14 protein-coding genes are annotated in these 26206 nt (G+C 69.9%); 5 read left to right on the top strand and 9 right to left on the bottom strand.

Annotation, left to right across the window (positions count from 1 at the left end; all coding sequences use genetic code 11):
• Positions 1-3: 3 nt before the first annotated feature.
• The 4 genes from QHF89_RS02210 to QHF89_RS02195 all read right to left on the bottom strand — a co-directional run bounded on the left by QHF89_RS02210 (position 4) and on the right by QHF89_RS02195 (position 3945).
• Positions 4-2178, bottom strand: coding sequence for a flotillin domain-containing protein (locus tag QHF89_RS02210; RefSeq protein ID WP_136966267.1), 2175 nt, complete (start codon positions 2176-2178; stop codon positions 4-6).
• A 99-nt stretch (positions 2179-2277) separates the two neighbouring features.
• Complete coding sequence (locus QHF89_RS02205; RefSeq protein WP_284719931.1) at positions 2278-3114, bottom strand: OB-fold-containig protein; 837 nt, start codon at positions 3112-3114, stop codon at positions 2278-2280.
• Between the two features lie 49 nt (positions 3115-3163).
• The gene (locus QHF89_RS02200) at positions 3164-3562 is read right to left on the bottom strand and encodes a hypothetical protein (RefSeq protein ID WP_136966269.1); all 399 of its coding nucleotides are present in this window, start codon (positions 3560-3562) and stop codon (positions 3164-3166) included.
• Positions 3559-3945 carry a HEAT repeat domain-containing protein gene (locus tag QHF89_RS02195; RefSeq protein WP_136966270.1) on the bottom strand — a complete coding sequence of 129 codons (387 nt, stop codon included), beginning with the start codon at positions 3943-3945 and terminating at the stop codon, positions 3559-3561. The genes QHF89_RS02200 and QHF89_RS02195 overlap by 4 nt, the downstream gene beginning before the upstream one ends.
• Before the next feature lie 72 nt (positions 3946-4017).
• Here QHF89_RS02195 and QHF89_RS02190 point away from each other — a divergent pair, with 72 nt between their 5' ends.
• On the top strand, positions 4018-4971 hold the full coding sequence (locus QHF89_RS02190) for an amidohydrolase family protein (protein ID WP_136966271.1): 954 nt from the start codon (positions 4018-4020) through the stop codon (positions 4969-4971).
• Here the strand turns inward: QHF89_RS02190 and QHF89_RS02185 are convergent.
• The 3 genes from QHF89_RS02185 to QHF89_RS02175 all read right to left on the bottom strand — a co-directional run bounded on the left by QHF89_RS02185 (position 4963) and on the right by QHF89_RS02175 (position 9314).
• The gene (locus QHF89_RS02185; protein ID WP_136934025.1) at positions 4963-5730 is read right to left on the bottom strand and encodes a DUF1295 domain-containing protein; all 768 of its coding nucleotides are present in this window, start codon (positions 5728-5730) and stop codon (positions 4963-4965) included. The two genes, QHF89_RS02190 and QHF89_RS02185, sit on opposite strands and share 9 nt — an antisense overlap.
• A 3-nt stretch (positions 5731-5733) precedes the next feature.
• On the bottom strand, positions 5734-6714 hold the full coding sequence (locus QHF89_RS02180) for an SDR family oxidoreductase (protein WP_136966272.1): 981 nt from the start codon (positions 6712-6714) through the stop codon (positions 5734-5736).
• Positions 6715-6836: 122 nt separating this feature from the next.
• Positions 6837-9314, bottom strand: coding sequence for a tetratricopeptide repeat protein (locus tag QHF89_RS02175; RefSeq protein WP_136966273.1), 2478 nt, complete (start codon positions 9312-9314; stop codon positions 6837-6839).
• Between the two features lie 434 nt (positions 9315-9748).
• Between QHF89_RS02175 and QHF89_RS02170 the strand changes: the two genes are divergently transcribed.
• Positions 9749-10543 carry an enoyl-CoA hydratase/isomerase family protein gene (locus QHF89_RS02170; RefSeq protein ID WP_136966274.1) on the top strand — a complete coding sequence of 265 codons (795 nt, stop codon included), beginning with the start codon at positions 9749-9751 and terminating at the stop codon, positions 10541-10543.
• Between the two features lie 111 nt (positions 10544-10654).
• Here QHF89_RS02170 and QHF89_RS02165 read toward each other — a convergent pair whose 3' ends face one another.
• A complete protein-coding gene (locus QHF89_RS02165) occupies positions 10655-11542 on the bottom strand; it encodes a 3-hydroxyacyl-CoA dehydrogenase family protein (protein ID WP_136934021.1) in 888 nt (295 codons plus the stop codon).
• A 313-nt stretch (positions 11543-11855) separates the two neighbouring features.
• Here QHF89_RS02165 and QHF89_RS02160 point away from each other — a divergent pair, with 313 nt between their 5' ends.
• Genes QHF89_RS02160 through QHF89_RS02150 form a run of 3 tightly spaced genes read left to right on the top strand, consistent with a single transcriptional unit; the run spans position 11856 to position 24687 of the window.
• A complete protein-coding gene (locus tag QHF89_RS02160) occupies positions 11856-23096 on the top strand; it encodes a tetratricopeptide repeat protein (RefSeq protein WP_136966275.1) in 11241 nt (3746 codons plus the stop codon).
• Positions 23093-23788: a lysophospholipid acyltransferase family protein gene (locus tag QHF89_RS02155; protein WP_136966276.1), complete on the top strand. Its 696-nt coding sequence runs from the start codon at positions 23093-23095 to the stop codon at positions 23786-23788. Before QHF89_RS02160 ends, QHF89_RS02155 begins: the two co-directional genes overlap by 4 nt.
• 20 nt (positions 23789-23808) lie before the next feature.
• Positions 23809-24687: an aminotransferase class IV gene (locus tag QHF89_RS02150; RefSeq protein ID WP_136966277.1), complete on the top strand. Its 879-nt coding sequence runs from the start codon at positions 23809-23811 to the stop codon at positions 24685-24687.
• A gap of 66 nt (positions 24688-24753) precedes the next feature.
• Here QHF89_RS02150 and QHF89_RS02145 read toward each other — a convergent pair.
• Positions 24754-26206: hypothetical protein (locus tag QHF89_RS02145; RefSeq protein WP_284719930.1), on the bottom strand; the 1453-nt coding region annotated here is incomplete at its 5' end.

Raw genomic sequence — 26206 nt, 5'->3', positions numbered from 1 at the left:
GATTCACTCGCCCGGGAGCGGGGCCGCAGGCGGGATGGTCGAGGGGTCGACCTCGTGGACCTGGATGCCGGCGCCCGAGGACGCGGCGCGGGCGACGCCGAGGTCGTCGAGCTTCTTCGCGAGCTCGGGGTCCTTGTCGATCACGGCGCGGAGCTCGGTCGGGAGCGTGGCGAGGAAGGAGCGGGCCTTGTCCGCGAGGCCGCGCTCGTCGACCTGCGAGAAGGCGAGCATCTCGCGAAGGAGCGGGTAGGCGGCGCCCGCTTCGAGGATGGTCTTGAGGACGGGCGAGGCGACGTTGCCGAAGGGCGCGCTCGGGGCGCCCTCGCCGTTCGTCGCGGCGCCGCCGCCCGTGCCCTGGAGCTGGAGGACCTTGATCTCGCTGATGGCGCGGGCCGGGGTCATGAGCTCGCGGGTGACGGCGGGCAGGACGTCGAGCGCTTTGACGGCGACGTCGCGAAGGAGGAACTTCGTGGCGACGGCGTTCTCGGCCTCGACGAGCTTGCGCTTGGCGTCGGCCTCGGCCTCGCCCTTCTTGCGCGTGGCCTCGGCGAGGGCGATCAAGGCCTGCGCTTCCTGCGAAGCGGCCTGGGCCTTGGCCTCGGCGGAGATGCGGACGCGGTCGCCGTCGGCCTCGGCGCCCTTGCGCATGACGTTGGCGTTCGCCTGCGCTTCGAGCTCGCGGGCCTGGGCGAGACCTTGCGCGCGGGCGATCTCGCCTTCGGCCGCGGCGCGTTTGACCGCGGCTTCACCTTCGGCGTGCGCCTTGAGCGCGGCGGCCTGCGTCTCGGCTTCGAGCTTGAGCTTGAAGGCCTCGCGTTCGGCGGCGATACGCGAGCGTTGCGCGTCCTCTTCGCTCTTGATGACGGCGATGGCCTTTTCGCGGTTCGCCTTCGCGGTCTCCTCGACCGTGATGATGCCCTGCATCGCTTGCTGCTGCTCGGCCTCGGCCTGGGCCTTCAAGGCGGCGGCGCGCGCGGCCTGCTCTTCGCTCTGCGTGACCGCGATCTGCTTGGCGATGCGCGCGGTCTCGACGGCCTGCTGCTTGACGATCTCGGCGCTCTCGACGGCCTTTTGCTTGTCGATCGAGGCCGTCTCGAGGGCCTTTTGCCGATCGACCTCGGCGGCCTGGACGACCTTTTCCTTCTCGATCATCGAGGCCTCGATCTCGCGCTGCTTGGCGATTTCGGCGGCCTGCTGCGCCTTCTCGGCGGCGATCTGCGCCTCGCGCTGGCCCCGCTGGCGCGCGGCCTCGGCGACGGCGATCGCCTGCTCTTGCTGGATGCGCGCGGTCTCCGTGGCCTTTCGTTTTTCGAGCGCGGCGAGCTCCTGGGCCTGCTCCTGGACGTAGACGGCCTTCGCGGTCTCGGCCTTCTGCGTGGCGGCGTATTCGGAGACGCGGCGGGCCTGGTCGGCCTCGGCTTGCTTTTGATCCTGCTCGATCGTGAGGGCGCGTTTTTTCGCCTCGGCGTTCGTGAGCTGGATGGCGAGCTCTTTTTCGCGCTGGATCTTCGTGGTCTGCTCGGCGTTCGACTGGACGCTGTCGGTGATGGCGCGAAGGCCCTCGGCGTCGAAGACGTCCTGCGGGTCGAGCTCTTTCACGGGGACCATCGCGAGCGCGGTGATCGAGACGTTCTCCAGCGTGAGGCCGTTTTTCTTGAGCTCGTCGGAGAGCGTGCTCTGGATGTGCTCGGCGAACTGCTTGCGCTGGCCGTGCAGCTCCATGAAGGTCTGGTTCGCCGAGACGGAGCGGAGGGCGTCGGTCAGCTTGCCCTCGATGAGGTCGCCGATGGCCTGCTCGTCGAAGTTTCGCTCGCCGAACGAGCGCGCGGCGGCGAGGACGTCCTCGGCGATGGGCTCGACCTTGATGTAGAGCTCGGTCGTGACGTTGGCCTTGATCTTGTCTCGCGTGACGAGGGCGTTCTTGCCAGAGCGCTCGACGGAGAGCTTGATCGAGTGGAGCGAGACGCGCAGGAGCTGGTGGAGGATCGGATAGACGGTGATACCACCGCCGATCACGACCTTGTTGCCGCCAGCGCCGGTGCGGACGAGGGCCTCGTCCGCGCCACAACGTCGATAAAACTTCGCCAGGGTGACGAAGAAGGCGACGAGGAGGACCAGGAAGCCGACCGTCCCGAGGGCGAATAACTGAAACTCGGGTTTCTGGAAGAGCTGAGGCATGGCTCGGATGCTCCGATCAAGAATACGCCACCGCAAACGCGGCCGGTCGATGAGACCGCCTCGCAGGGGGCCATGGCAAGAGAGAACGCGCTCGCCCGCTCAGGGCGCGCGACGTACGTGGGTGGTATCTTTTGTTTCCGAGGCCTCCGCTTCAGCCTCTGCTTCGCTTTCGGCCCGCGTATCGCCCGCGATGCGAAGCGCGGGCGCGGGCGGCGCGTCGTCGTCGTCGAGCGGCGCGACGAAGATGCGACCGTCCTTGCTGTCGTAATCGACGATGACCACCTCGCGGCCGGCGCCGAGGACGGGTTCCCCCTCACGAATGCGGCAGATGACGTGCACGAAATGCCCCGCCCGATCCTTGGCACGAATCTCGCCGAATTCAGTGGTCACGCGGGTCGAGATGACGACACCCGAGCAGCCCACGAGGTTCCTGCGGCTCGTGGCTTCCTCGCCGGCCGGCGCGACGACCTTGCCGAGGACACGCGAGGCGGTGCGCGTGACGAGGTAAGCGACGAGGAGCGAAGCGGGCAGGCTGAACACGAGGGTCGAGGGCGCGAGGACGCCGGCGCGGCCGAAATACAGGGTGTTGAGCGCGAGGCCCGTGATGCCGAAGGTGACGGCGAAGGTCTGCCAGAGGACCGAAAACGGGACGCGGCCGGCGCCGAGGTCGACGAGGATCTTGCCGCCGAGGCTCGCGTCGTGGTCGTGGTCGGCGTCGTGGTCGTGGTCGTGATCGGCGTCCGCGTCGAGGTCGTGATCAGCGTCGGCGTCGACGTCCGCGTCGTGGTCGGCGTCCGCGTCGGCATCGTGATCGGAGCCGCCGACGAGCAGGCCGAGGACGCCCGTCATTTGCAGGAGCGCGAAGAGGATCGCGACCGTGAATACGATGGCGTAGGGGAGGTTCGCCCAGACGAAGAGGGATTGGAGGAAGTCCAAGGGGCGCGCCTCGACGGTGGCCCGATCGTGTGGCCGCGGCGGAGCGGGGTCAAGATGAAGCGCGACCGATTCGCGCGATGGCTCGCTGAAGGTCGAGGTTGTCCACGCGGGCAAGCGCGTCGAGGCCACGCGGGGCGAGGTGGAGCTTGTGGCACGCTTCGAGGAGGGCGATGTGGACGGACCACGTCACGAGGGGCGGCGCGTCGAGGAGTGGGAGGAGCGTTTCGAGCTCGCGGGCGGCGTCGAGCTTCGTGAGGGCGTAGACGGCGTGGAGGCGGAGAGTCTCGCGCTCGTCGTGGGCGGCGAGGTTTGCGAGGTGAGGGATCGTCTCCTCGGCGGGCGCTTGGGCGACGTAGGTATCGAGGGTCTCGTAGGCGTGGGTGGTCGTGGTGCGCGGATCGGAGAGGTGGCGAAATGCGCGCTCGGCGACGCGCACGTTCGGCGTCATTTGTCGTCGTCGGTGAATGCGAGGATCGACCAGACCGGCTGCATCCAGTGGAGGAGCGCCTCGCGTTCGGCCCCCTCGGCGTCCTTCAGGTTGTATTGAAACCACGCCCGCAGATCGTCGAAGCTGGACCTGACCGCCTCGCCGGGTTTTCCCTCGCGCACCGAAAGCTCGGCGAGGCGTGCGAGGGTACGGCGGGTCGGATAATACTGGAGCGTATTGGCCGCAGAGACGGCGATGCGTTCCTCCGTATCGTCGAGCGCGGCGAGCAAGGGCTCCTCGGCGGCCACGGGTTCGTCCCAGAAGAGCACGTCCGCCGCGGTCTCGCGTAGGCTCGGATCCGGGTGCGAGAGCGCCGCGATTTTGAGCGGGAAAGGAGGCGCCATGGGGCCGAGGATACCACGGGCGCGGGGAGGGTCTGTCGCGCGGGGCCCGTTTGAGGCATGCTCGGCGCCGCCATGCACGACTGTCCCCTGCCCTGCCTCGCCGATCACGCGCCGCCCAAGGAAGCCTTCGGAGGGTGGCTTTCGGCGGATCGGGCCCCGCTGCCCGCTGCGAATGATGAGGAGGGCGAGCGCCTGTCGTCGTCGTTGCCCGAGGTGATCGACGCGCACGTGCACCTGTTCCCGGACCCGGTGTTCGTGGCGCTGTGGCGATGGTTCGATCAGTATGGTTGGCCAATCCGGTACAAGCTGATGGCGCGGGACGTGGTTCACTTCCTGCTGTCGCGCGGGGTGTCGCGAATCGTGGCGCTGCATTACGCGCACAAACCAGGGATGGCGCGGGCGCTGAATCAATTCATGGCGGGGCTTTGCCAGGAGGAGCCGCGCATCCTCGGGCTCGCAACGGTGCTGCCCGGGGAGCCGGGCGCGAAGGAGATCCTCGCAGAGGCATTCGGGATGGGGCTGCGGGGCGTGAAGCTTCATTGCCACGTGCAATGTTTTTCGCCGGACGAGGAGTCGCTGCACGACGTGTACGAGGCGTGCGTCCGGGCAAACCGTCCGCTCGTGGTGCACGCAGGCCGGGAGCCGAAGAGCCCGGCCTACAAGTGTGATCCGTACGTGCTCTGCTCGGCCGAGCGGGTGGAGCGGGTGCTCGCGGAGTATCCGGGATTGAAGCTCTGCGTGCCGCACCTCGGGGCCGACGAGTTCGACGCATACGAGCGGATGCTCGAGCGGTACGACAATCTCTGGCTCGACACGACGATGGCGATGGCCGAATACTTCACGGGCCCCGCGCCGTTGCGGCTCCTGCATTGCCGGCCGGAGCGGGTGCTTTACGGGTCGGATTTCCCGAATGTGCCGTATGCGTGGGACCGGGAGATCAAGCGGCTCGCGGCGCTCGGCATGCGAGAGGAAGCGCTCGCGGCGCTCGTCGGGGGGAATGCGAAGAGGCTGTACGGCTCAGAGTAAGCCCGGGACGAGGGCCTTGCGCTCGGTGGGGTAATCCGGGAATTTTTCGCGGTACCAGCGGTGGTGGGAGAGCGCGCGCGGCAAGAGGTTCGCGATCGTCCAGAGCGCGAACGCGAGGCCCGGCAGCGACCAGGTGCAGATCGCAAAGCCGATCCATTCGATGATCTCGCCGAAATAATTCGGGCAGCTCACCCAGCGGTAAAAGCCGCCGCGGGGGATCTTGTAGCCGGTCTCGCCGGGCTTGCGCAGGTGCAGGAGGATCCAGTCCGCCTGCTGGTTGATGGCGAATCCCGCGAGGAAGATGGCCGCGCCGAGGAAGAAGCGAGGATCCGAGAGCCAGGCCGCGGCATATCGATCAGGGCCGGCGAGGCCGAAGAGCCAGCGGCCATTGAGGTAGGCGTTGAGCGAGGTGAACGCGAACCCGGCTCCGGCAATGGCGATCGGCATTCGCTTGGGGCCGCTCTTGATGCGGAACGGGAAGATGTAGGCGCGGTGGACGTAGTGAAGCTGCCAGAGGAAAAGGAACGCGAGCGAAGCCGGGTCCGTGGGGCAGCCGCCGACGTAGAAGCAGGCGAAAAAGACGAGGACCGACGGCGACTCCATGAGGAGCCAGCCTGTCCGGTTGTCAACCGTGGGGCCCCAGGATTTCGCCTCGTGGCGGCCGTACGGCGCGGTGATGAAAAACAGAGCCGGGAAGATCAGGGCCGCGACGACGAGGGAGCCCCAAAGGAGGTATCGATAGAACGTGGGCTCGTCCATGGATCAGCGGGGAAGCAAGCCGTTCTCGCGGAACCACGCATAGGTCGCCTCCAGGGTTTCTTTCGTGGGGCGCGGCGTGAATCCCAGCTCGGCCTGGGCCTTTTGATGGCTCGTATGGCGATGAATGCGGAGCGCGTGCAAAGAGACGCTGTTGAAGAGCGGGTCGGTGCGGAGGAGCTTCGCAAGGCCCCCCGCGAGCGGCGCGACGGCACGCGCGAGCCACATGGGCGTGGTGAGGCGCGGCGGGCGGCGGCCCGTGACCTCGCCCGCGACCGTCGCGAGCTCGGCAAAGCTGAGCCAGTGGCCGGAGAGGAGGTAGTTTTCCCCACGGCGGCCGCGGGTATCGGCCGCGAGGGCCGCTGCCACGATGTCACGGACGTCGACCCAGGAGAACCCGCCCTCGACGAGCCCCGGCATGCGGCCACGGGCGAGCGATAAGAGGACGCGGCCCATGCGCGAGGGCATGTAATCGTGCGGGCCGAGGACCGCCGCAGGATGCAAGACGACAGCGTCGAGGCCCTTCTCGACGGCGGAGAGGACGACACGCTGGCCCGCGGCCTTGGAGCGGTCATAGGGAGGCTGGCGCGGGTCGGTGATGAGCGGGCGCTTCTCGTCGAGGACCTCGGACGCAGGTTCGGTGGCGAAGGCGTGGATCGAGCTGAAATGCACGAGCCTTCGGACGCCGTGGCGCATGCACGCGTTCGTGATGTTGCGGACGCCTTCGACGTTGATGGGCTCGACCTCGGGGTCGACGGATTCGAGCGATATCTTGGCGGCGCAGTGGTAGACGAGCTCGGCGCCGCGGATGACGCGATCGACCGTGTCGGCGTCGCGGACGTCGCCCGTGGTTCGCTCGCAATCAACGCCGTCGAGCGCGCGTGGCCCATGTCGATAAAGCACATGCACGCGATGGCCGCGCTCGACGAGCGCGCGCGTGAGGTTCGCGCCCACGTGCCCCGTGGCCCCGGTAACGACGACATTCATGGCTGATCGGTCCTCCGTGCGCCCGGCACTATACCGGGCGCGGAGGACACGCCATCCGTTTTTTCCGATTTGGGAGCCGCGAAGCTGCTCTGCGAGGCCGCGCGACGAACTCGCCTCGGGAGCTAGAGAATCCCGGGGAATTCGGTGTTGACGTCGTCGATGAGGTCCTGACGACCGATGCGCAGCCAGGCGTCGCGCGCCGCGTAGAGGTGGTTCTTGAAGATGTCCGGGTCCGCGGCGACCTGGGCCAGTCGGTAATGCGTCCAGCCGATCGAGTAATCGTCCTTGAGGGCCGAGAAGAGGCCAAGGGCGTTCTCGTAATGCGACCGGGCCGCGTCGTGCTCGAACTGCGTGAGCGCGATGTCGCCAAGGCTCTGGATGCAGTTCGCCTCGCCCATCTTCTCGCCGACCTCGCGGAGCAGCGGGAGCGCCGCGAGGTAGTACGCATGCGCGTCCTCGATCTCCGTGCACGCGAGCGCGACGTCGCCGAGGGTCGACAAGCACGTGCCCTCGGCGAGTTTGTCGCCGAGCTCCTTCAGGATGGGCAGGGCCTTCTGGTAATGCTTCTCGGCCACGGAGTGCTCGCCGAGCGCGAACGCGATGTCGCCGAGGTTCTGCAGGCACTGCGCCATCGAGAGGCGATCGCCGAGCTCTTCGAGGAGCGGGCCGACCTCCTGGTAGAGCGCGCGCGCCTCGTCGTACTGCGTGCCCTGGAAGGCGATGTCCGCGATGCCCTTCATGCAGGTCGCGCTCGCCACCTTGTCGCCGAGCTCGTTGTAGATCGGCAGCGCTTCCTTGTACCGCGCGCGCGACTCCTCGTAGTTGTCGCTCAGGGCCGCGATCTCGGCGAGGTTGCGCAGGCAGTTGGCCTCGCCGAGCTTGTCGCCGATGTGCCGGTAGTACGGCGCGGCGTCGGTGTAGCGGAGCTTCGCCTCGTCGTACTCGTCGCGCTCGCTCGCGATGTCACCGAGGCGCATGAGGCACGCCGCGATGCTGAGGCCCGCGCGCGCCTGGTGGAAGAGCGGGAGTGCGTCGAGGTACCGCGCGCGCGCCTCGTCGACCTCCCCACGCGCGAGCGCGATGTCGCCGAGCGCCTGCGTGCAGTCGGCCTCGCCGAGCTTGTCGCCGCCTTCCCGCGCCGCGTCGCGCGCGCGCTCGACGACGCGCGGCGTGCAGTGGCCCGAGGAGCCGATGAACGTGGCGAGCGCGACGGACGCGTCGATGCACGCGATGCGGTGCGGGCCGTCGATGCCACGCAGGATCATCGCCTCGATGTTGTCGCTGTCCGCCGCGAGGCGCACCGCGCTCTCGTCCCCCGCCGGCCATCCGACGTTCGGGCCGTTCGAGAGCGCGAGGCCAGTGTACCTCTGCGTCGCCTTCGCCGACTCCTCAGCGCCAGGACGCTGCAAGGCGACGACCTCACGCACGGCGCGGCGCAAGCGGGAGCGTCCCGACGCATCCTGCGCGAGGCCGAGGGCGACGAGCGCGACGCCCGCGTCGGCAGTGCCCGAGGACGCGAAGGCCGCGAGGTCCTCAGCGCGGACGCCGTTCGGCAGCGCAGCGAAGAGCGGCGCGAGGCGGCGCGCTTCGTCCGAGAGGCGGCCGCTCGCGAGCGCAAGCGCGACGGCGATCTCGATGGCGCTCGCCGACTCGGGGCCGTCCTCGCGCATGAGCAGCTCGTTCTGCTTCTGGTGCCAGGCGCGGACCGCGAGGTCGAGCGGACCGTCACCAGCCGCGCGCGCGAGCAAGGCGAGCGCGAGGGGATTGCCCGCGGCCTCGGTGAGCGCGAACGAGAGGCCCGGATCAGAGCGGCGTGCGTCGCCGGCGATCGCGAGGAACGCGGCCCGCGCGGAGGCCTCGTCGAAGGGTTTGACCGCGGCGACGTGGAAGCCGTCGGGCGGCGCCGCGCTCGATCGCGAGGTGGCGATGACGGCGACGCCGGGGATGGCCGTGAGCCTCTGGAGAAGGTCACGCACGTTCGCGGGGTCCTTCGCGAGGGGCACGTCGAGATCGTCGAGGACGATCAAGGCCGGCGCGCGGCGCAGCGCCTCCGCGATGCGGTTGAGGAGCGGCGCCTCGGGCGTGACGCCGAGGGCGCGGCTGACCTCGACGACAGCCGCTTCGGTGTCGGCCGCCGTGTCGAGGTGCGCGACGTACCTGCGGCCGCCGAAGCGACGGACGGACGCGTCCGCGTGGAGGAGCGCGAGCGCGAGCGTCGTTTTGCCGAGGCCCGCGTCGCCGACGAGGAGCACGGGCCCGGGCGCGTCGCGATGGATGTGCGCCGCGAGCTCGGCGAGGAGCGCGTCCCGACCCACGCAGGGTCCTGCGTCGGGCACCGGCGTTCCGGCAACCCGTTTGTCCTCGGCGAGCAGGTGCTCGTTCCGAGCGACGGCGACGGGGTGCGCGCCGGAGATCTTGTCGAGCAGAACCTTGAGATCGGCGTTGTCCACGAGGAGCGCGATCTTGCCGGCCCGATCGGCTCCGCGCGCGACGCGCCGGGCGATGGTGCCGAAGTTCTGTGCGACGAACGCTTCGACGTCTGCGTCTTGAGGCAGGACTTCCGCGAGCAGCCGGTTCAGACCGGCCTTGGTAAGGACCATACCCGGCAGTTTCACCCCGAGACGCACGCGGGGACAAGATCGGTTGCGTTCCGGTCGAGCCTCGAACGCCGTTTGGAGGCCGGCCCGCGGAGCGACCACGCATCACGTTGCGAAAGGCTCGGTTCTGCCCGCTCCGCCCTCTTCCGTCGTCACGTAGTCCTGAGCACAACCACTGCGCATGACGGAGCCACCTCGGTGACGAGGTGACCATGCAAACGTGTCTGATCGGCCCGGTCGATCGTCGTTTCCGTGCACGAGTCGCGCACTTGCGCTCGACAAGGAGCGCGCGGGTGTCACACTCCCCCTCGTCGCGCGCGTGCCGGTCCGCCCCCCCCAACCGGTGCGCTGCGCGACTTTTTTTTGCCCTCACGGCAAGCCGCGCCGGCGCCTCGTCCCGACTTCCCATCGAGGCCGCGCCCTGGTAACGCGGCGCCATGACGGATACCGACCTCGTCCTCGTGGAGCGGACCGGCGCGATCGCGACGCTCACGATCAACCGGCCGACCAAGATGAACGCGCTGAACGCGCACCTCGTGACAGAGCTCGCGCGGGCGTTCGAGGCGCTCGCGGCCACGGCCGACGGGGAGGACGCCGTGCGCGCGGCGATCCTCACGGGCGCAGGCAAGGCCTTCGTGGCAGGCGCGGACATCGGGGAGATGGCGGAGATGACGCCGGTGGCCGCGAAGCGGTTCGCCGACGCGGGGCAGCGGCTGTGCCATCGGATCGAGGCGCTGCCGTTCCCGGTGATCGCCGCGGTGAACGGATTCGCGCTCGGCGGGGGCTGCGAGCTCGCGCTGGCGTGTGACTTCATCTACGCGGCCGAGGGCGCGAAGCTCGGGCTGCCCGAGGTGACGCTCGGCGTGATGCCGGGCTTCGGCGGGACGCAGCGGCTCCTCCGGCGGGTGGGCGCGGCGCGGGCGCGGGAGCTCGTGTACACGGGCGACATGGTGAGCGCGGAGCAAGCGCTCGTGATGGGGCTCGTGAACGCGGTGCACCCGGCGGCGGAGCTCGTCCTCAAGGCGAGGGAGACGGCGCAGAAGATCGCGTCGCGGGGGCCGCTCGCGGTGGCGGCGGCGAAGCGCGTGATGCTGCACGGCGAGGGGGTCGACCTCGCGTCGGCGTGCGAGCACGAGGCGCAGGCGTTCGCGGGGCTGTTTGGGTCGGAGGATCAGCGGGAGGGGATGAAGGCGTTCTTGGGGAAGACGAAGCCTTCGTTCCTCGGGCGTTAGCGCGCGAGCGACGCGTCGCTCTGCGAGGTCACGTAGCGAACTCGCCTCGAGGGGGTGAATCGGCCGGGCTTTGCCTGGCCGAGAGGGGGACGCGAGGCGTCCCCCTCGGGACTAACTGCTCTTCGTCTTCTGGCCCTTCTCGTCATACACGTAGAAGCCGCGGCCGCTCTTCTTGCCGAGCCAGCCGGCCGCGACGAGGTTCCGGAGCAACGCCGCGGGGCGGTACTTGTCCTCGCCGAGGTCCTTGTGGAGCACCTCGGCGATGGCGAGCACCGTGTCGAGGCCGATGAGGTCGGCGAGCTCGAGCGGGCCCATCGGGTGGTTCAGGCCGAGCTTCGCGCCCGTGTCGATGTCCTCGGGGCTGCCCACGCCCTCTTGCAGGGTGAAGCAAGCCTCGTTGAGGAACGGAATCAACATACGGTTGACCAAAAAGCCCGGTCGATCCTCGGACGTGATCACGGTCTTGCCGAGACGAACCGAGAGCTCGTGCACGAGCGAGTAGGTCTCGGGCGAGGTCTGCACGCCACGCACGATCTCCACGAGCTTCATGAGCGGAACGGGGTTCATGAAGTGCATGCCGATGACCCGCTCGGGGCGCGAGGTCGCGGCCGCGAGGCGCGTGATCGAGATCGACGAGGTGTTCGAGGCGAGGATCGCGCCCGGCGCGAGCGCGGCGTCGGCCTTGCGGAAGAGGTCGATCTTGAGGTCGACGTTCTCCGTCGCAGCCTCGACGGCGAGTTCGACGGAAGAGAAGGCGGTCATGCTGCCGGCAGGGACGATGCGCTCGAGCAATGCGCGATGCTCGTCGGCCGACAACTTCCCTTTCTCTACCTGCTTTCCGAGGATACTGCCGATCAGCGACTTGCCCTTGTCCGCGATCTCCAGGGATGCGTCGCAGAGGACGACCTCGATCCCGGCCGCGGCGGCGACCTGCGCGATGCCGCGACCCATCTGGCCTGCGCCGATGACACCAATCCGTTTCACGGAGGAAGCGTTCATGGGCCGCTTGATAACCCAAGGTGCGGCCGCGTGGAACGGCCGAGGGCGCGCGACGGGAGGACACCGGCTTTCCCGCGCGTTTGCCGCGCCACGAGCGGACGGCCGGGCCGGGATGGAAACGGCGCCTTGAAACGCCGGTCGAATGCAGCGTAGAGTCGGCTCGCGTCAAATAAATCCGAGGATCCTTCTCTCGACGACGCATGGCGGGAGAAGGACGAGCTGTCTGGTCCAAGGAGCCTTTCGCTGCACGTCGAGGTGCAGCGTATGGGTGACCGGATGATCGTGTCGTTGTGCTTCGCCGACCGGGGTAACGATGAGCGTTGAGAAAATTCGCGTGGCCCTCGGGGTCCTGCAGTCCGATCCCGAGAACGAGGCGGCCTGGAACGATCTCGCGGAGGCAGTGACGGCCCCCGACACGTCGACGAACGACGTGGAGCGTCTCCTGGGGCTCGCGCGGGCCAAGCAAGAGGAGCGGAAAGAATGGGGCGCGGTCGCCAAGCTCCTCGAGCTGGAGATCTCCTTTGCCGGAGGGACGCCCGTCGAGCCGCCGATGCAGGCGGAGCTCGCGCGCATCTACAACGAGGAGCTCGTCGACGCCGACAAGGCGCGAGCCTCCTACGAGCGCTTGCTCGAGCTTCGGCCGAACGACGACGCCGCAGCCGAGGCGCTGGAGAGCGACGCGACGAAGCGCGAGCGGTGGAGCGAGATCGTCGACCGCTACGTGGCCGAGTCCGAGAACGCAGACGGCCCCGCCTTCAAGAGCTCGCTCCTGGCGAGCGCGGCGGACGTGGCGCTCCGGTACGGGCACGCGGAGGCGCGTGATCGGATCGACGAGCTCATCGGACTCGCGCTGGCGCTCGATCCGAAGAACAGCCGCGCGACGCGGCTGCTCGAACGCGCGAGCGTGAAGGTCGCGGACTGGGACGGCGTGACGCGGGCGCTCTCGTTCACGCTGCGCGAGGGCACGTCGAAGGAAGATCGGATCGCGGCGGGGCTCCGGCTCGGGCGCGTCGCGGCGGAGAAGCTCGGCGACAAGGGCCGCGCCCGCGACGCCTTCGCGCAGGTGCTCGACCTGCAGCCCGGTCAGGCGGACGCGCTCGCGTTCCTCGCCGAACATTTCACCTCGAACGAGCAATGGGACGAGCTCGTCGCGCTCTACGAGGATCAGCTCAAGGGCGGCGGCGTGAAGCCGGGCGAGGAGCTCGGCGTGCTCGTTCAGATCGGCATGGTGCACTGGCGGATGCGCGGTCAGCCGCAAGCGGCGGAGGCGTACTTCGACCGCGTGCGTCGCGCCGATCCGACGCACGCCGGCATGCTCGCGTTTTTCCGGGAGCACCTGCTCGCCAAGGGCGACAAGGCGCGGCTCTACGCGATCCTCACCGACGCCCAGCGCGCGCTGCCCGACGGGGCCGACAAACGCGCGATCGCCTCGGAGCTCGCCAAGCTCGCCGAGTCGACCGAGAACGCGCACAAGGCGATCGATCAGTACAAGAACATCCTGCGCACCGACCCGGACAACCGCGACGCGCGCGACGCGCTGAAGCGGCTCTACATGCAGACGGAGGGCTACAACGCCCTCGTCGAGCTCTACCGGCAGGAGCTCGAGCGCACGCCGCAGACCGACGTGCAAGGTCGCATCCAGGTGCTGCGCGACATCGCCTCGGTCTACCGCGACCGCGCGAAGAACGACGCGGCGCTCGTCACGGTGCTCACGCAGATCGCGCAGCTCGACGAGCGGGACATCGACGCGGTGCGTGAGCTGACGCGGGTCTACGAGACGCTCGGTCGCTGGCGTGACCTGCTCTCGTATCAGCAGAGGCTCGCGGAGCTGTCCACGAGCGACGCGGAGAAGGCGAACCTCTACCGCGCGGTGGCGCGGCGCTGGGTCGACCAGTTCTCGAACGTCCAGAACGCGGTGTCGGCCTACGAGTCGCTCCTCGCGGTGGCGCCGGGCGACGACGAGGCCGAGTCGCGGCTGAAGGAGCTCTACCTGAAGCGGCGCTCGTGGGCGCAGCTCTACGCGCTCTACGAGGCGCAGCTCCCGAGGACGGAGGACGCGGCGCGCATCGAGCTGCTCGGCGAGATGGCGAAGCTCGCGGCCGAGCGCCTCGATCGCGGTGCGGACGCGATCGCGCACTACAAGCAGATCCTGGAGCTCGACGCGTCGGCGCCGGGCGTGCTCGATGCGCTGGAGAAGCAAGCCGAGCGCGACAAGGATTTCGCGACGGTCGCCGAGGTGCTCGAGCGCCGCGTGGATGCGGCGACGGACGACGCCGGCAGGCTCAACGCGCTGCAGAAGCTCGGCGCGGTGTACGCGGAGCGGCTCAAGGATCCGGTGGCGGCGGCGCGCACGTGGCGCCGTGTGCTCGTGCTCTCGCCGGGGCACGCGCGCGCGCTTCGCGTGCTGCGCGAGTCGTACGTGGCGTCGGGCGACTGGGACGGGCTCGAAGAGCTCTACGCGTCGCAGAACGACTGGGAGGGGCTCGTCGAGTTCCTCTCGGGCGCGGCCGACAAGACGACCGAGCCGAACGTCAAGCTCGACATCTCGTTCCGCGCGGCGCGGATCTACGAGGAGCAGCTCGGCGCGCCCGAGCGGGCCGTGCGCTCGTACGAGCGTGTCCTCAGCGTGTCGCCGACCGACGCGCGCGCGGCGGCGGCGCTCGTTCCGATCTACGAGAAGGAAGAGAAGTGGGCGCGTCTGCCCGCGCTCTACGAGATCCTGCTCGGCGCCACGTCGGACGTGGAGGAGCAGGTCTCGATGCTGCGCAAGCTCGCCGCGGTGACGGGCGGGCCGCTCGCAGACAAGCAGAAGGCGCTCGGCTACGCGCGGCGCGCCTACGAGCTCGACGCGAGCGAGGACGGTCTGTCGCTGCTCGAAGCGTGGTCGCGCGCGGCGAGCTCGTGGGGTCCGTTCGTCGAGGCCGTCGAGGCGCGGCTGAAGCGCGACGAGGAGATCGACGGCGCGACGCGGCGCGCGCTGAAGCTCCGGCTCGCGGAGGTGTACGCGCGCGAGCTCGGCAAGGTGGACGAGGCCGCGGCGACGTACCGCGAACTCGTCGAGGCGGATCCGACCGACGAGGAGACGATCCGCGAACTCGACGCGTTGCTCCGCGCGAACGAGAAGAAGGACGACCTGCGCTGGCTCTTCCAGCTCCGCGCCGATCAAGTCGAGGGCGAGGCCCGCGCCGAGATCCTCGAGGAGTGGGCGACGCTCGAAGAGGAGGTCTTCGGCGACAACGCGCAGGCGATCCTGCTCCTGCGCAAGGTCGTCGAGGTGACGCCCGCGCGTGGGGAAGCGCTGCGTGCCCTCTCGCGCCTGCTCATCGCGGCGGGCGAGGCGGCAGCGGGCGCCGAGGTCGTGGCGCGTCACCGCGACGTGTCCGACGGTGAGCAGCGCGGCCGGTGCGAGGTCGAGCTCGCCACGTTGTACCTGGAGAAGCTCGAACGGCCGGTGGACGCGTTCGACGCGGCGGTGCGCGCGCTGGAGATCCTCCCGCACGAAGCGGATGCGGTGAGCATCCTCGCGCGCCTGCTCGACAAACCGGAGACGCGCGCGCAGGCGGCGCAGGTCCTGTCGAGCGAGTACGCCGAGACGGGCGACGCGCGCCGCGAGGCGCACGCGCTCCGGGTGTTGCTCGAGACCGAGACCGACACGTCGACGCGGCTCGCGCTCTTCCTCAAGCTCGCGGACGTCAACGAGGAGAAGCTCCGCGCGGTGGGCACGGCGCTCGATGTCGTGCTCGGCGCGCTGAACGAGTTCTCGAGCGAGCTCACGGTCTGGGATCGGGCCTCCGAGCTCGCCGCGCGGGCCGGTCGCCCGACGGATCTCGCTGAGGCGTACCGGACGCATCTCGTCGCGGCGCGCAATGTCGAGGGCAACAAGAAGCTGCCCGACGACGTGGAGATCGAACTCTGCGAGCGCGCGGCGATGCTCCACGACGATCAGCTCGGCGATCCGGAGGGCGCGATGCCCTACCTCGATCGCGTGCTCGCGGTGGACCCGACGAACGAGCGGGCGTTCTCGCGCCTGAAGCAGATCCTCACCAACGCGGAGCGGTGGAGCGAGCTCGAAGCGCTCTACGACAAGGCCGCGCAGGGCACGCCGGATCAAACGACGCGGATCTCGCTGCTCAACGACGTTGCCGTGATCGCCGAGGAGATCATGAGCGATGCGGCGAAGGCCATCCGCTACTACGAGCGCATCCTCACGCTCGACGCGTTCTACGAGCCGGCGCTCGACGCGCTGCAGAGGCTCTACGAGCGCGAGGGGCGATGGAAGGACCTCGCGGCGCTCCTGGAGCGGCGGCTGGAGACCTCGACCGACGAGGAAGCGGCCGACATCAAGCTGAGCCTCGGGCGGATCTACCTCGATCGCCTGCACGAGCCGGCGCTCTCGCTCGAACACCTCGAGCGCGTGCTGGAGCAACGGCCGGGTGACGCGGAGGCGCGCCAGCTCGTCGAGCGTCTGCTCGAAGTGGGCAGCCTGCGCCTGCGCGCCGCGCGCGTGCTGGAGGTCGTGTACGAGGCGCGCGACGAGGTGCGTCAGCTCGTACGGGTGCTCGAAATCCGACGCGAGGGCGCGACGGAGGAGCACGAGCGTCGCGAGCTTCTGCGCCGCGTGAGCACGCTGCGTGACGACCGGTTGCGCGACGACCCGGGCGCGTTCGCCACGTTGAGCGAGCTCGTCCCGCTCGAGCCCGACGACGCGATCGTCCGCGAGCGCTTCGTGGACATCGGCCGCAGGCTCGCCGAGCACGAGAAGATGGCGACGGTCCTCACGGCGGCCGCCGACGCGTGCAGCACGCCGCCGACCCAGGGCGAGATCCTCATGGTCGTCGCGCAGATCTGCGCGGACATGCTGGGCGACATGGATCGGGCCGAGAAGGTCTACCGGCGTGTCCTCTCGATCGACGAGACGGATCCGAACCTGGTGATCCCGGCGGCGCAGGCGCTCGCCGAGATCTACACGGGCAAGGGCAAGCACGAGGCGCTCGCCGAGGTGCTCGGCATCGAGGTGCGCCTCGAAGAGGACCTCGAAAGGCGCCAGAACCTCTACCGCCGCATCGGCGAGGTGTACGAGTCGGTCCTCGAAGCGCCCGACAAGGCGATCGGGGCCTGGCGCGCGCGCATGTCGGACGATCCGGAGGACCTCGAAGCGCTCTCCGCGCTCGAACGCCTCTACGAGCGCACCGGCGAGTGGCGCGAGCTCGTCTCCATCCTGGAGGCGCGGCAGACGCTCTCGAACGACGCGAACGAGCGCAAGCGGACGATGGTGCGCGCGGCCGAGACGCTCGCGAGCAAGCTCGACGACGTGTCCGGCGCCATCAGCGGCTGGCGCAACGTCTCCGACGAGTTCGGCCCCGAGCCGGCCACGCTCTCGGCGCTCGAAGCGCTCTACGAGAAGGCCGAGCGGTGGTCGGATCTCGCCGACACCCTTGACGTGCATCTTTCGCTCGCGAACGAACTCGAGGAGCGGCTCGATCTGTTCGCGCGGCTCGGCGACGTGCGACGCCTGCACCAGAGTGATCTGCCGGGCGCGCTCGACGCGTATCGCCAGGCGCTCGTCCTCGATCCGGCGAACGCGCGTTGCAGGAGCGCGCTCGAAGCCTTGCTCGAGGATCCCGAGGCGCGGCGCGACGCGGCCGAGACCCTGCACCCGCTCTACGAGGCCGACGGCGACAGCGAGAAGCTCCTGCGCGTCCTCGAGATCGAGGTGGAGACGGCGGACAGCACGGGCGAGCGCCTCTCGAACCTGCAGAGCGCGCTCCGCACGGCGGAGGGTCCGCTCACCGACACCGGCCGTGCCTTCGGGTACGCGGTGCGCGGCGTGCGCGAGGCCGCTGGCGAGCCCGAGGTCGCGCAGTGGATCGAGACCGTCGAGCGCCTCGCGAAGGCGACGGGCCGGTGGGCGGAGCTGTCGGAGCTCTACCGCTCGGTCGTGGACTCGATCCTCGACGGTGACGTGCAGCAGGACGTGCGGCTGCGCGTCGGCGAGCTCGCCCGGACGAAGCTCGACGACAAGGCGCTCGCGGTCGAGTGGTACAAGAACGCGCTCGATGCGAGGAGCGACGATCGCCGCGCGATGGTGGCGCTCGAAGAGCTCTACGGCGAGGCGAACGACGCGCCGAACCTCTTGGAGATCCTCCGGCAGCGCGTCGACAACGCCGCGGACGACGTCGAAAAGAAGCGTCTCCTCTTCCGCCAGGCGGAGCTGCAGCGCGACGCGCTGAAGGATCCGAGCGGCGCGATCGAGACGTACGAGGCGCTGCTCGACGTCGAGCTCAACCCGAAGGCGATCGACGCCCTGGAGACGCTCTACAAGGAGTCGACGCGCTGGGAGGACCTCATCAAGCTCTACGAGCGTCAGCTCGATGGAGCGGTGGGCGCGCCGGCCGAGCTCCGCGTGAAGATCGCGAAGGTCGCGCACGAGCGGCTCGAAGACGTGTCCCGCGCGTTCGACGAGCTCGCCGAGGCGCTCGTGATCGACGCGGCGCACGTGGGCGCGGTGGGCGAACTCGAAGCGCTGCTCGAAGCGTCGGAGAACCCGGCGCACCGAGCGCGCGCGGGCGAGATGCTGGAGCCGGTTTACCTCCGCCGCGCCGACTGGGCGCGCGTGAAGATGGCCCTCGATGCGCGGCTCGCCGCGAGCGAGGACCCGTCGGAGCGTCGCGACCTGCTCACGCGCCTGGCGACGCTGCACGAGGAGCAACTCGAAGACTACAAGGCCGCCCTCGAGACGGTGGCGAAGCTCCTGCACGAGGACCTCGGCGACGAGGGCGTGTGGCACGAGCTCGAGCGCCTCGCGAAGGTGGCGAGCGCGGAGCGGAGGCTCGCCGAGATCTACTCGGCCGAGCTCACCGAGATCACGGTCGACGACGGCCAGAGCGCCAAGCTCTGCCGCCGGACGGGCGAGATCTACGCGGACCTGAACGACGTCACGAGCGCGCTCAAGTGGTACCGGCGCGCGCACGAGTTCGAGCCCGAGTCGCGCGAGCTGTTCTCCGCGATCGACGGCCTGCTCGTGCGGGAGCGCCGCCACGAGGAGCGCGTCGAGCTCTACCGCTCGTCGCTCGACTACCGCTACGACAAGGAGCGGCTCGACGCGCTGCACACGATCGCGCGCCTCGAACGGATCGAGCTCAAGCAGCCCGAGAAGTCGATCGAGACGTACCGGGCGGCCCTCGACGTCGACGAGTCCGACGCGCGTGCGCTCGACGCGCTGACCGAGCTCTACGCGGAGCTCGGCCGTGATCAGGACCTCGCCGATCTCTACCTGCGGCGCGCCGAGGCCGCGGCGAACGGCGAGGCCGGCGCGCCGTACCGCCTCGCGCTCGCGCGGCTGCTCCGCGACAAGATCAAGGACACGTCGTCCGCGATCGATCAGCTCGAAGCGATCGTCACCGACGTGCCTTGGCATCAGGAGGCGATCAAGGAGCTCGAAGCCCTCACGCGCGATGAGGAGCACAAGGCGCGCGTGGTGGAGATCCTCCGCCCGCTCTACGAGCGCAGCGACGACTGGCGCCTGCTCGTGAAGCTGAACGAGGAGCGCTACCACCTCGCGAGCGAGGTGCACGAGAAGGTCGCCGTGCTGCGCGAGACCGCGCAGCTCTGGGAGACGCGCGGCAACGATCGAAGCCTCGCCTTCCGCTCGATGCGCGCGGCCTTCGCCCTCGACCCCGAGGACGGTGAGACGCGGGCCGAGCTCGAGCGCCTCGCGACGATGCTGGGCGCCTGGGAGCGACTCAGCGAGAGCTACGAGCAGGGCATCGAGAAGACGACCGACGACGTGGTCAAGCGCGAGCTCCTGCTCGCCGTGGCCAAGGTCTACGACGAGAAGGTCGACGATCCGCGGCGCGCCCTCGGCGCCTACCGGAGGCTCAGCGAACTCGATCCGAGCGAGCGTGATCCGCTCGAAGCGATCGACATGCTGTCGATGCTGCTCTCCGACTGGCAGACGTTGATCGCGGTCCTCGAAAAGAAGAGCGAGCTTGCTTCGGACGACGAGAACGCCGCCATCTGGCGCCGGATCGCCGAGACGAAGCTGCAGATGCTCGACGACGAGGAGGGCGCCATCAAGGCGTACGAGCGCGCTCTCGAGCTCGATCCGGAGAGCACGGTCACGGTCGACGCGCTCATCCCGCTCTACGAGCCGCGCGACGCTGCCCAGCGCCTCGTCGAGCTCTACGCGCGCCGCGTGGAGCTCGCGGGCTCGGGCGAGGCCGACCTCCGGTACGACCTCAACGTCCGCGCGGCGGAGCGTTACGAGAAGTCCCTCGACAACCGTCGGGAGGCGATCAACGCGCTCAACGCGGCGCTCGATGCGCGGCCCTCGGACGCGACGGTCCTCGCCTCGCTCGAACGGCTCTACCGCGCCGAGAAGATGTGGGACGAGCTGCTCGACAACCTGAAGCTCCAGGCGAGCACGGCGGACACGCGTGAGACGCGCGTCAAGCTCCGGACCGCGATCGGCGATCTCTACGCCGCCGAACTCGCGAGCCCGCAGGACGCGCTCGAACACTACCGCCTCGTGCTCGACGACGACGCCACGAACGATCACGCGATCAAGGCGATCCGCGCGATCGGCGAGGGTCGCGAGGAGCTGCGCCTCGACGCGGCCGACGCCCTCGAGCCCGTCCTCCGCGCGGCCTCGCGCTGGGAGGAGCTCGTCGGCGTCCTCGAAATGCGCCTCAAGGCGCAGACCGAGGGCATCGACCGCGCCCGCACGCTCCGCGCGATCGCGATCGTCGAAGACGAGAAGCTCGGCAAGCCGCTCGCCGCCGAGGGCGCGCTGCTCCGCGCGCTCGAAGACACGCCGGACGATCCCGAGCTCCACGCCGAGATCGAGCGGCTCGCCGAGCGCTCCGAGGGCTTCGGTCGTTACTGCGACGCCCTCTCGCAGCGCGCGGCGGCGACGTTCGACGCGGTCATCGCGAAGGACCTGTGGTTGCGCGTCGGTCGCATCGCCGAGGACAAGCTCAAGGACGATCGGCGCAGCGTCGAGGCGTACGCGAAGGCGGTCGAGCAAGCCGGCGACGAGCCTGCGCTGCTCGAAGCCCTCGACCGTCTCTACTCGCGGCTCGGGGACAACAAGGCGCTCGCCGACGTCCTCGAACGTCGCGTCGCCGCGATCTCCGACGAGCGCGAGCAGGCGAACTTCCACCACCGGCTCGCCACGATCCAGATCGAGGCGTTCGGGGAGAAGTCGCAGGGCCTCGCGACGCTGAAGCAGGCCCTCGAGCGGGCGCCCGATCACGCGCCCTCGCGCGAGGCGCTGGAGAAGCTCACCGACGAGCGGTCGCTCTTCGAGGAGGCCGCCGAGGCCCTGGAGAGCGTCTACAAGTCGCAAGGCGATCACGCGGCGCTCGCGAAGCTCTACGAGAAGCGCATCGGGTTCGTCGGGACGCCCGCCGAGCGCGTGCGGCTCCGGCTCGATCTCGCCAAGGTCCTCGAAGATCGCTCCGGCGATCCGAAGGCGGCCCAGGGCGCGCTCGAAGCCGCGCTCAAGGACGACCCGGCCGACGTCGACGTGCTCGCCGAGCTCGAGCGCCTCTCCCCGATCACGGGCGGGTGGGCGAGCGCCGCGGACGCGCTGGAGAAGGCCGTGTCCGAGAAGAGCGACCTCTCGACGGACGCGGCGCGCGACCTGTGGATGCGCATCGCCGAGTGGCGCAAGGACAAGCTCGCCGACAACGCCGCTGCCGAACGCGCGCTCGAACAGGCGCTCAAGCACGACCCGACGAGCGAGACGATCCTGCGCAACATCGAGGGCCTGCAGCGCGCGGCGGGCCGCGAGCGTGACCTCGTCGGCACGCTGCGCCGCCTCGCCGCGCTCGACGGCCTCGGCCACCTCGCCTCCGACCTGCGCCGCGAGGCGAAGGGCCTGGCCGAGGGCGTGCTCGCGGACGACGCGCTCACCGAGGCGATCCTCCGCGACATGATCAAGGCCGACGACAGCGACGCGTGGGCCCTCGCGGAGCTCACGAAGGTGCGCGACAAGGCGGGCGATTCGAAGGAGGTCTTTGATCTCCTCGTGCGCCAGGCCGAGCTCGCGGCCGAGGGCGAGAAGATCCGGGAGCTCAAGCACCGCGCGGCCTCGGTCGCCCGGGAGAAGCTCTCGGACGACAAGAAGGCCCTCGACCTCTACAGCCAGATCTTCGAGGACGAGCCGAACGACGCGAAGGCCTCCGACGCGCTGCGCGAGCTTTATGCGAAGGGCGGCAAGAACAAGGAGCTCTTGAACGTCCTCTCGCGCCTCGTGGACCTCGCGGAGACGCCTGCGTCCCGCGCCACGCTCCGCCTGGAGAGCGCGCGGATCTGCATCGAGAAGCTCGACGCGACGAGCGAGGCGATGGAGCACCTGCGCGCGATCCTCGACGAGGAGCGCACGCACGAGCAGGCCACGCTGCTCCTCTCGCAGCTCCTCGAAAAGTCGGGCCGCGACGACGAGCTGGCCGAGCTGCTCAACACGCAGATCGACCTCGCCAAGGAGCGCGGCGATCTCTCCGCGGAGCTCGTCTACAGCGTGCGCCTCGGGGAGGTCTTCGAGAACCGTCTGAACAACGTCCCGAAGGCGATCGAGACGTACAAGGCGGTGCTCGAGCGCGACGGCAACCACAAGGGCGCGCTGCTCTCGCTCGCGCGCCTCTACGAGAAGAAGGGCGACAAGGCCGAGGCGGCCAAGGCGCTCGAGACGGTCCTCTCCTCCGCCACCGGCGAAGAGGCCGTCAAGACGTCGCTCCGCCTCGCGGATCTGTACACGGCGCTCAAGGACGAGGCGGCGGTCCGTCGTGTCCTCGAAGCCGGCCTCAAGGCCGACGAGCGCGCCGCGGACATCCGCAAGAAGCTGCACGCGCTCTACGAGAAGCAGCAGGCGTGGGCCGAGCTCGCCGACCTCGTGAAGGGCGACGCCGAGGCCGCGACCGAGGCGGGCCAGAAGGTGCAGCTCTACCGCAAGGCCGCGGACATCCACCTCGGCAAGCGCAGCGATCCGGGCGCCGCGGCGGACCTGCTCGTGAAGGCCTCGGAGCTCGCCCCCGGCGATCGGGAGCTGCTCCTCGTGCTCTGCGACGCCTACAGCGCCTCGGGCCGCGGCAAGCAGGCCGCGGAGGTGCTGCAGAAGATCGTGGAGTCGTACGGCGGCCGTCGCTCGAAGGAGCTCGCGACGATCCATCACCGGCTCGCCAAGGCGTACCTCGCCGAAGGCGACAAGGAGAAGGCGCTCGCGGACCTCGACATCGCGTTCAAGATCGATCCGGGCTCGATCGCGATCCTGCGCGACCTCGGCGTGCTCTCGATGGAGCTCGGCGAGGCCACGGAGGAGAAGGCGGCGCGCGACACGCACTTCGAGCGCGCGCAGAAGACCTTCCGCGCCCTGCTCCTGCAGAAGCTCGACGAGAATTCGCCGATCTCGAAGGCCGCGGCCTTCTACTACATCGGCCGGATCCTCCACGCGCAGGGCGATGACAAGAAGGCGATCCAGCAGCTCGATCGCGCGATCGACGCCGACAAGAACTTCGCGCCCGCGAAGGAGCTGCTCGCCAAGCTGAAGAAGTGACCGCCGGGGGTTTGGGGGCGAAGCCCGACTTGCTCGGGCGTCGCCCCCAAGCGCCGAATACGCGGCGACGAGCCCTCGGCTACGCAGCAGGGCTCGTCGCTCGCGCCTTCCTCCGCTCTGTCCGCTTCTCCCTCCTCAGCCACCCCGATCTCGACGGTACCGACGGCACCCCCTGGGTGCTCTCCTTCTGGCACGGCCAGCAGTTCGCCCTGCATCGCTGGCGCAAGCGACGCCGCACCGCCGTGCTCGTCAGCCTCTCCGACGACGGCGAGATCCAGACCGGCGCGCTCGGATCGCTCGGGCTCGTCGTCGAGCGAGGTTCGTCCACGCGCGGCGGCGCCATGGGCCTCAAGGGCATCGTCCGCCGCATGCGACAGGGTCACGACGCGGCCTTCGCCGTCGACGGCCCCCGCGGCCCGCGTGGCGTCGTGCGCGGGGACGGTGATCGTGTCGGCGCGATCCTCGCGGCTCGCCTCGCCGGTGGCCTCGTCGTGCCGCTCGCCTCGGCTTGCTCCTCTGCGTGGGTCCTCGCGCGCACGTGGGACAAGTTCGAGATCCCCCGCCCCTTCTCGCGTGTCGCCGTCGCGCTCGGCGCGCCGCTCGATCCACGCGGCCTCGACGGAACCACCCTCGCGCGCGCGATCGACGCGTCTCGCGAGACCGCCCTGCGCGCGCTCGACGCCGATCCGTGACACGCTCTCGAGCGACGACCATGCGCCGCATCGCCTGCATCGACGGAAGGCTCCACGCGCCCGAGGACGCCAAGGTCTCGGTCTACGACCGCGGCTTCCTCTACGGCGACAGCGTCTTCGAAACCATCCGCACCTACGGCGGCCGCCCCTTCGCGCTCGACGAACACGTCCGGCGCCTCGAACGATCGGCCGCGCAGGTCGCCATCCCCATGCCGATCGATCCGCCTGCGTTTGCCGCCGAGATCGAACGTGCCCTCGCGGCCGCGGCGAACCCCGAGAGTTACGTGCGCGCCACGCTGACACGTGGCTCCGGCCCGCCCGGGCTCGATCCGCGCCTCGCGACGCATCCGCTGCGCGTGATCCTCGTCGAGCCGCTCAAGCTCCTCCCGGCGGCGATGTACCGCGACGGCGTCTCCGTCATCACGCATCGCACCGAGCGCGCTTGCGACGCCGCGCATGGCGCCAAGGTCGGCAACTACCTCGCCAGCGTGCTCGCGATCCGCAAGGCGTGTGACGTCGGCGCGCACGAGGCGCTCATCCTCAACACGGCGGGACAGATCGTCGAAGGTACGACCTCCAACGTGTTCGTCGTGCAAGGACGAACCCTGATCACGCCGCCCGAAGAGGCGGGGATCCTCGCGGGCATCACGCGCGCGCACATCCTCGCGATCGCGGGCGAGGCAGGTCTCTCCGTCGCGTTACGCCCGCTCGTTCCGGAGGACGTACACACGGCGGACGAGGTCTTCCTGTCGTCGAGCCTGCGCGAGATCCTGCCCGTCGTCGTGGTCGACGGCGCGCCGATCGGCAGCGGCAAACCAGGCGCGCACACGCAGGCGCTGCACCTCGCCTTTCGGCGGCATGTCGGAATGGGCGACGCGAAAGCGCCCTGGGAAGGCTGAGCGGTGATTCCCCCCTCTCCACGGCGTGGAGAGGGGGATCAGGGGGGTGAGGTCAGGGGAATGACGTCAGGTCGACGCGTCCGCCGACTCCTCCGCCGGAGCGGGAGCCTGCGGCGCCGCCTGCGGCCCGAGCGGCGCCACCGGGATGCGGAGCGAACCGCCGCCCTGATGCGCGAGCACGCTGATCCCCTTCTGGAAGAAGCCCAGCAGGAACGGGATCTCGTTCGGCGGCGACGTGATGAGCCCCGCCTCCTTCACCGCGCGCGCCACCGCGAGCACGTCCGTCGCGCGCTCGTTGCCCTTCCGCGCGCGCACCGAGATCGCCGCGTCCTTCATCCGCGTCGCGACGATCGCGCGCGCCTCCGGCGAGAAGAAGCGATCCGTCGCGGCCGCGATCTCCTCGGTCAGCGCCAGGTTCACCGCCTGCGGATCCCGCACGCCCTCCGGCCCGAGCCGCTGGCCGAGCCGCTGGAGCAGGTCCTCCAGGCTCCCGCGATCGGGCAGCCACGACCGGAACTCCGGCTCCTCGTGCAGCGACGCCGACCCGGGCGCGCGCGCCCAGCCGATGTCGCTCGTGATGTCGGCTTCGAGATCGGCCAGCGGGTGCGGCGGCTCGGCCTCGGGACAGGGCTCCACGAGCTCGCGGCAGCCTTCGAACCCGAGCGGCACGATCTGCCCCGACGTCGCGTTTTGCTTGCGGGCCGTGGCGATCCGATGACGCGCCCACTCCAGCGGCACGGGCGCCGGCGACACGCCGAGCCCTTCGAGCGCGCGGTTGCGGCCTTCCTTGAGCTGCGAGCCGCTCATCCAGGCGCTGCCCGCGTTCAGGATGCCGATCGGGTCCCTCACGATCACCTCGGCCAGGTGGTACCGGCCGCTCGCGTCGCGGCTCGTGATCGAGATGGCCGACGTCCCGCTTCCGTCGGGCGGCAGGAACGTCGCTTCGAGCGTCGCCTCGGCCCGCGTGTCCACGCGCGCCACCCGCGGCTTCGTCGGGATCGCCGTCCCGCGCGACTTCAGGATGTTGAGCGCTCGACGTGCGTTCTTGCGCGCGGCGCCCGGCGCTTCGTCCGCGTCGGCCACCGCTGCGATCGCCTCCACGTTCGAGCCCGCGAGCCACGCGTCCACGAGCGCCGCGCTGCGGTCGCCCGCCTTGCGCGCGGCCTCCACGGCCGTGTCCCAGCCGGCCGACAGATCGGCCGCCTCGAACGCCGGGGCCGCGGCGGCTGCCGGGGCCTCTGCGGCGGCGCCTTCCGCCTTCGCGGGCTGCGCCGGCGCCTTGCCCTTCGCCTGCGCGGCCTTCGCCTTCGCGGCGAGGGCTTCCTTCGCTGTCAGGGCCGGCTTCGGCGCGGAGGCCTTCGGGCCGCCGCTCGCCTTCGGGGGCGGCGCGATGATCGTCACGATGTTCGGCTTCGGCGCGGCCGGCTTCGCGACGGGCGCGGGCGCGGGCGCGGCCGGCTTCGCGGCCGGCTTCGCGGCGACGGCCGGCTTTGCCTGGGCCTCCCCCGCGGCGGCCGGC

Source organism: Polyangium sorediatum (assembly GCF_029946465.1).
In the GTDB taxonomy this organism is placed as follows: domain Bacteria; phylum Myxococcota_A; class Polyangia; order Polyangiales; family Polyangiaceae; genus Polyangium; species Polyangium fumosum.
Note: the sequence above shows the minus strand (reverse complement) of the source record. Positions and strands in the feature narration are given on the sequence as shown.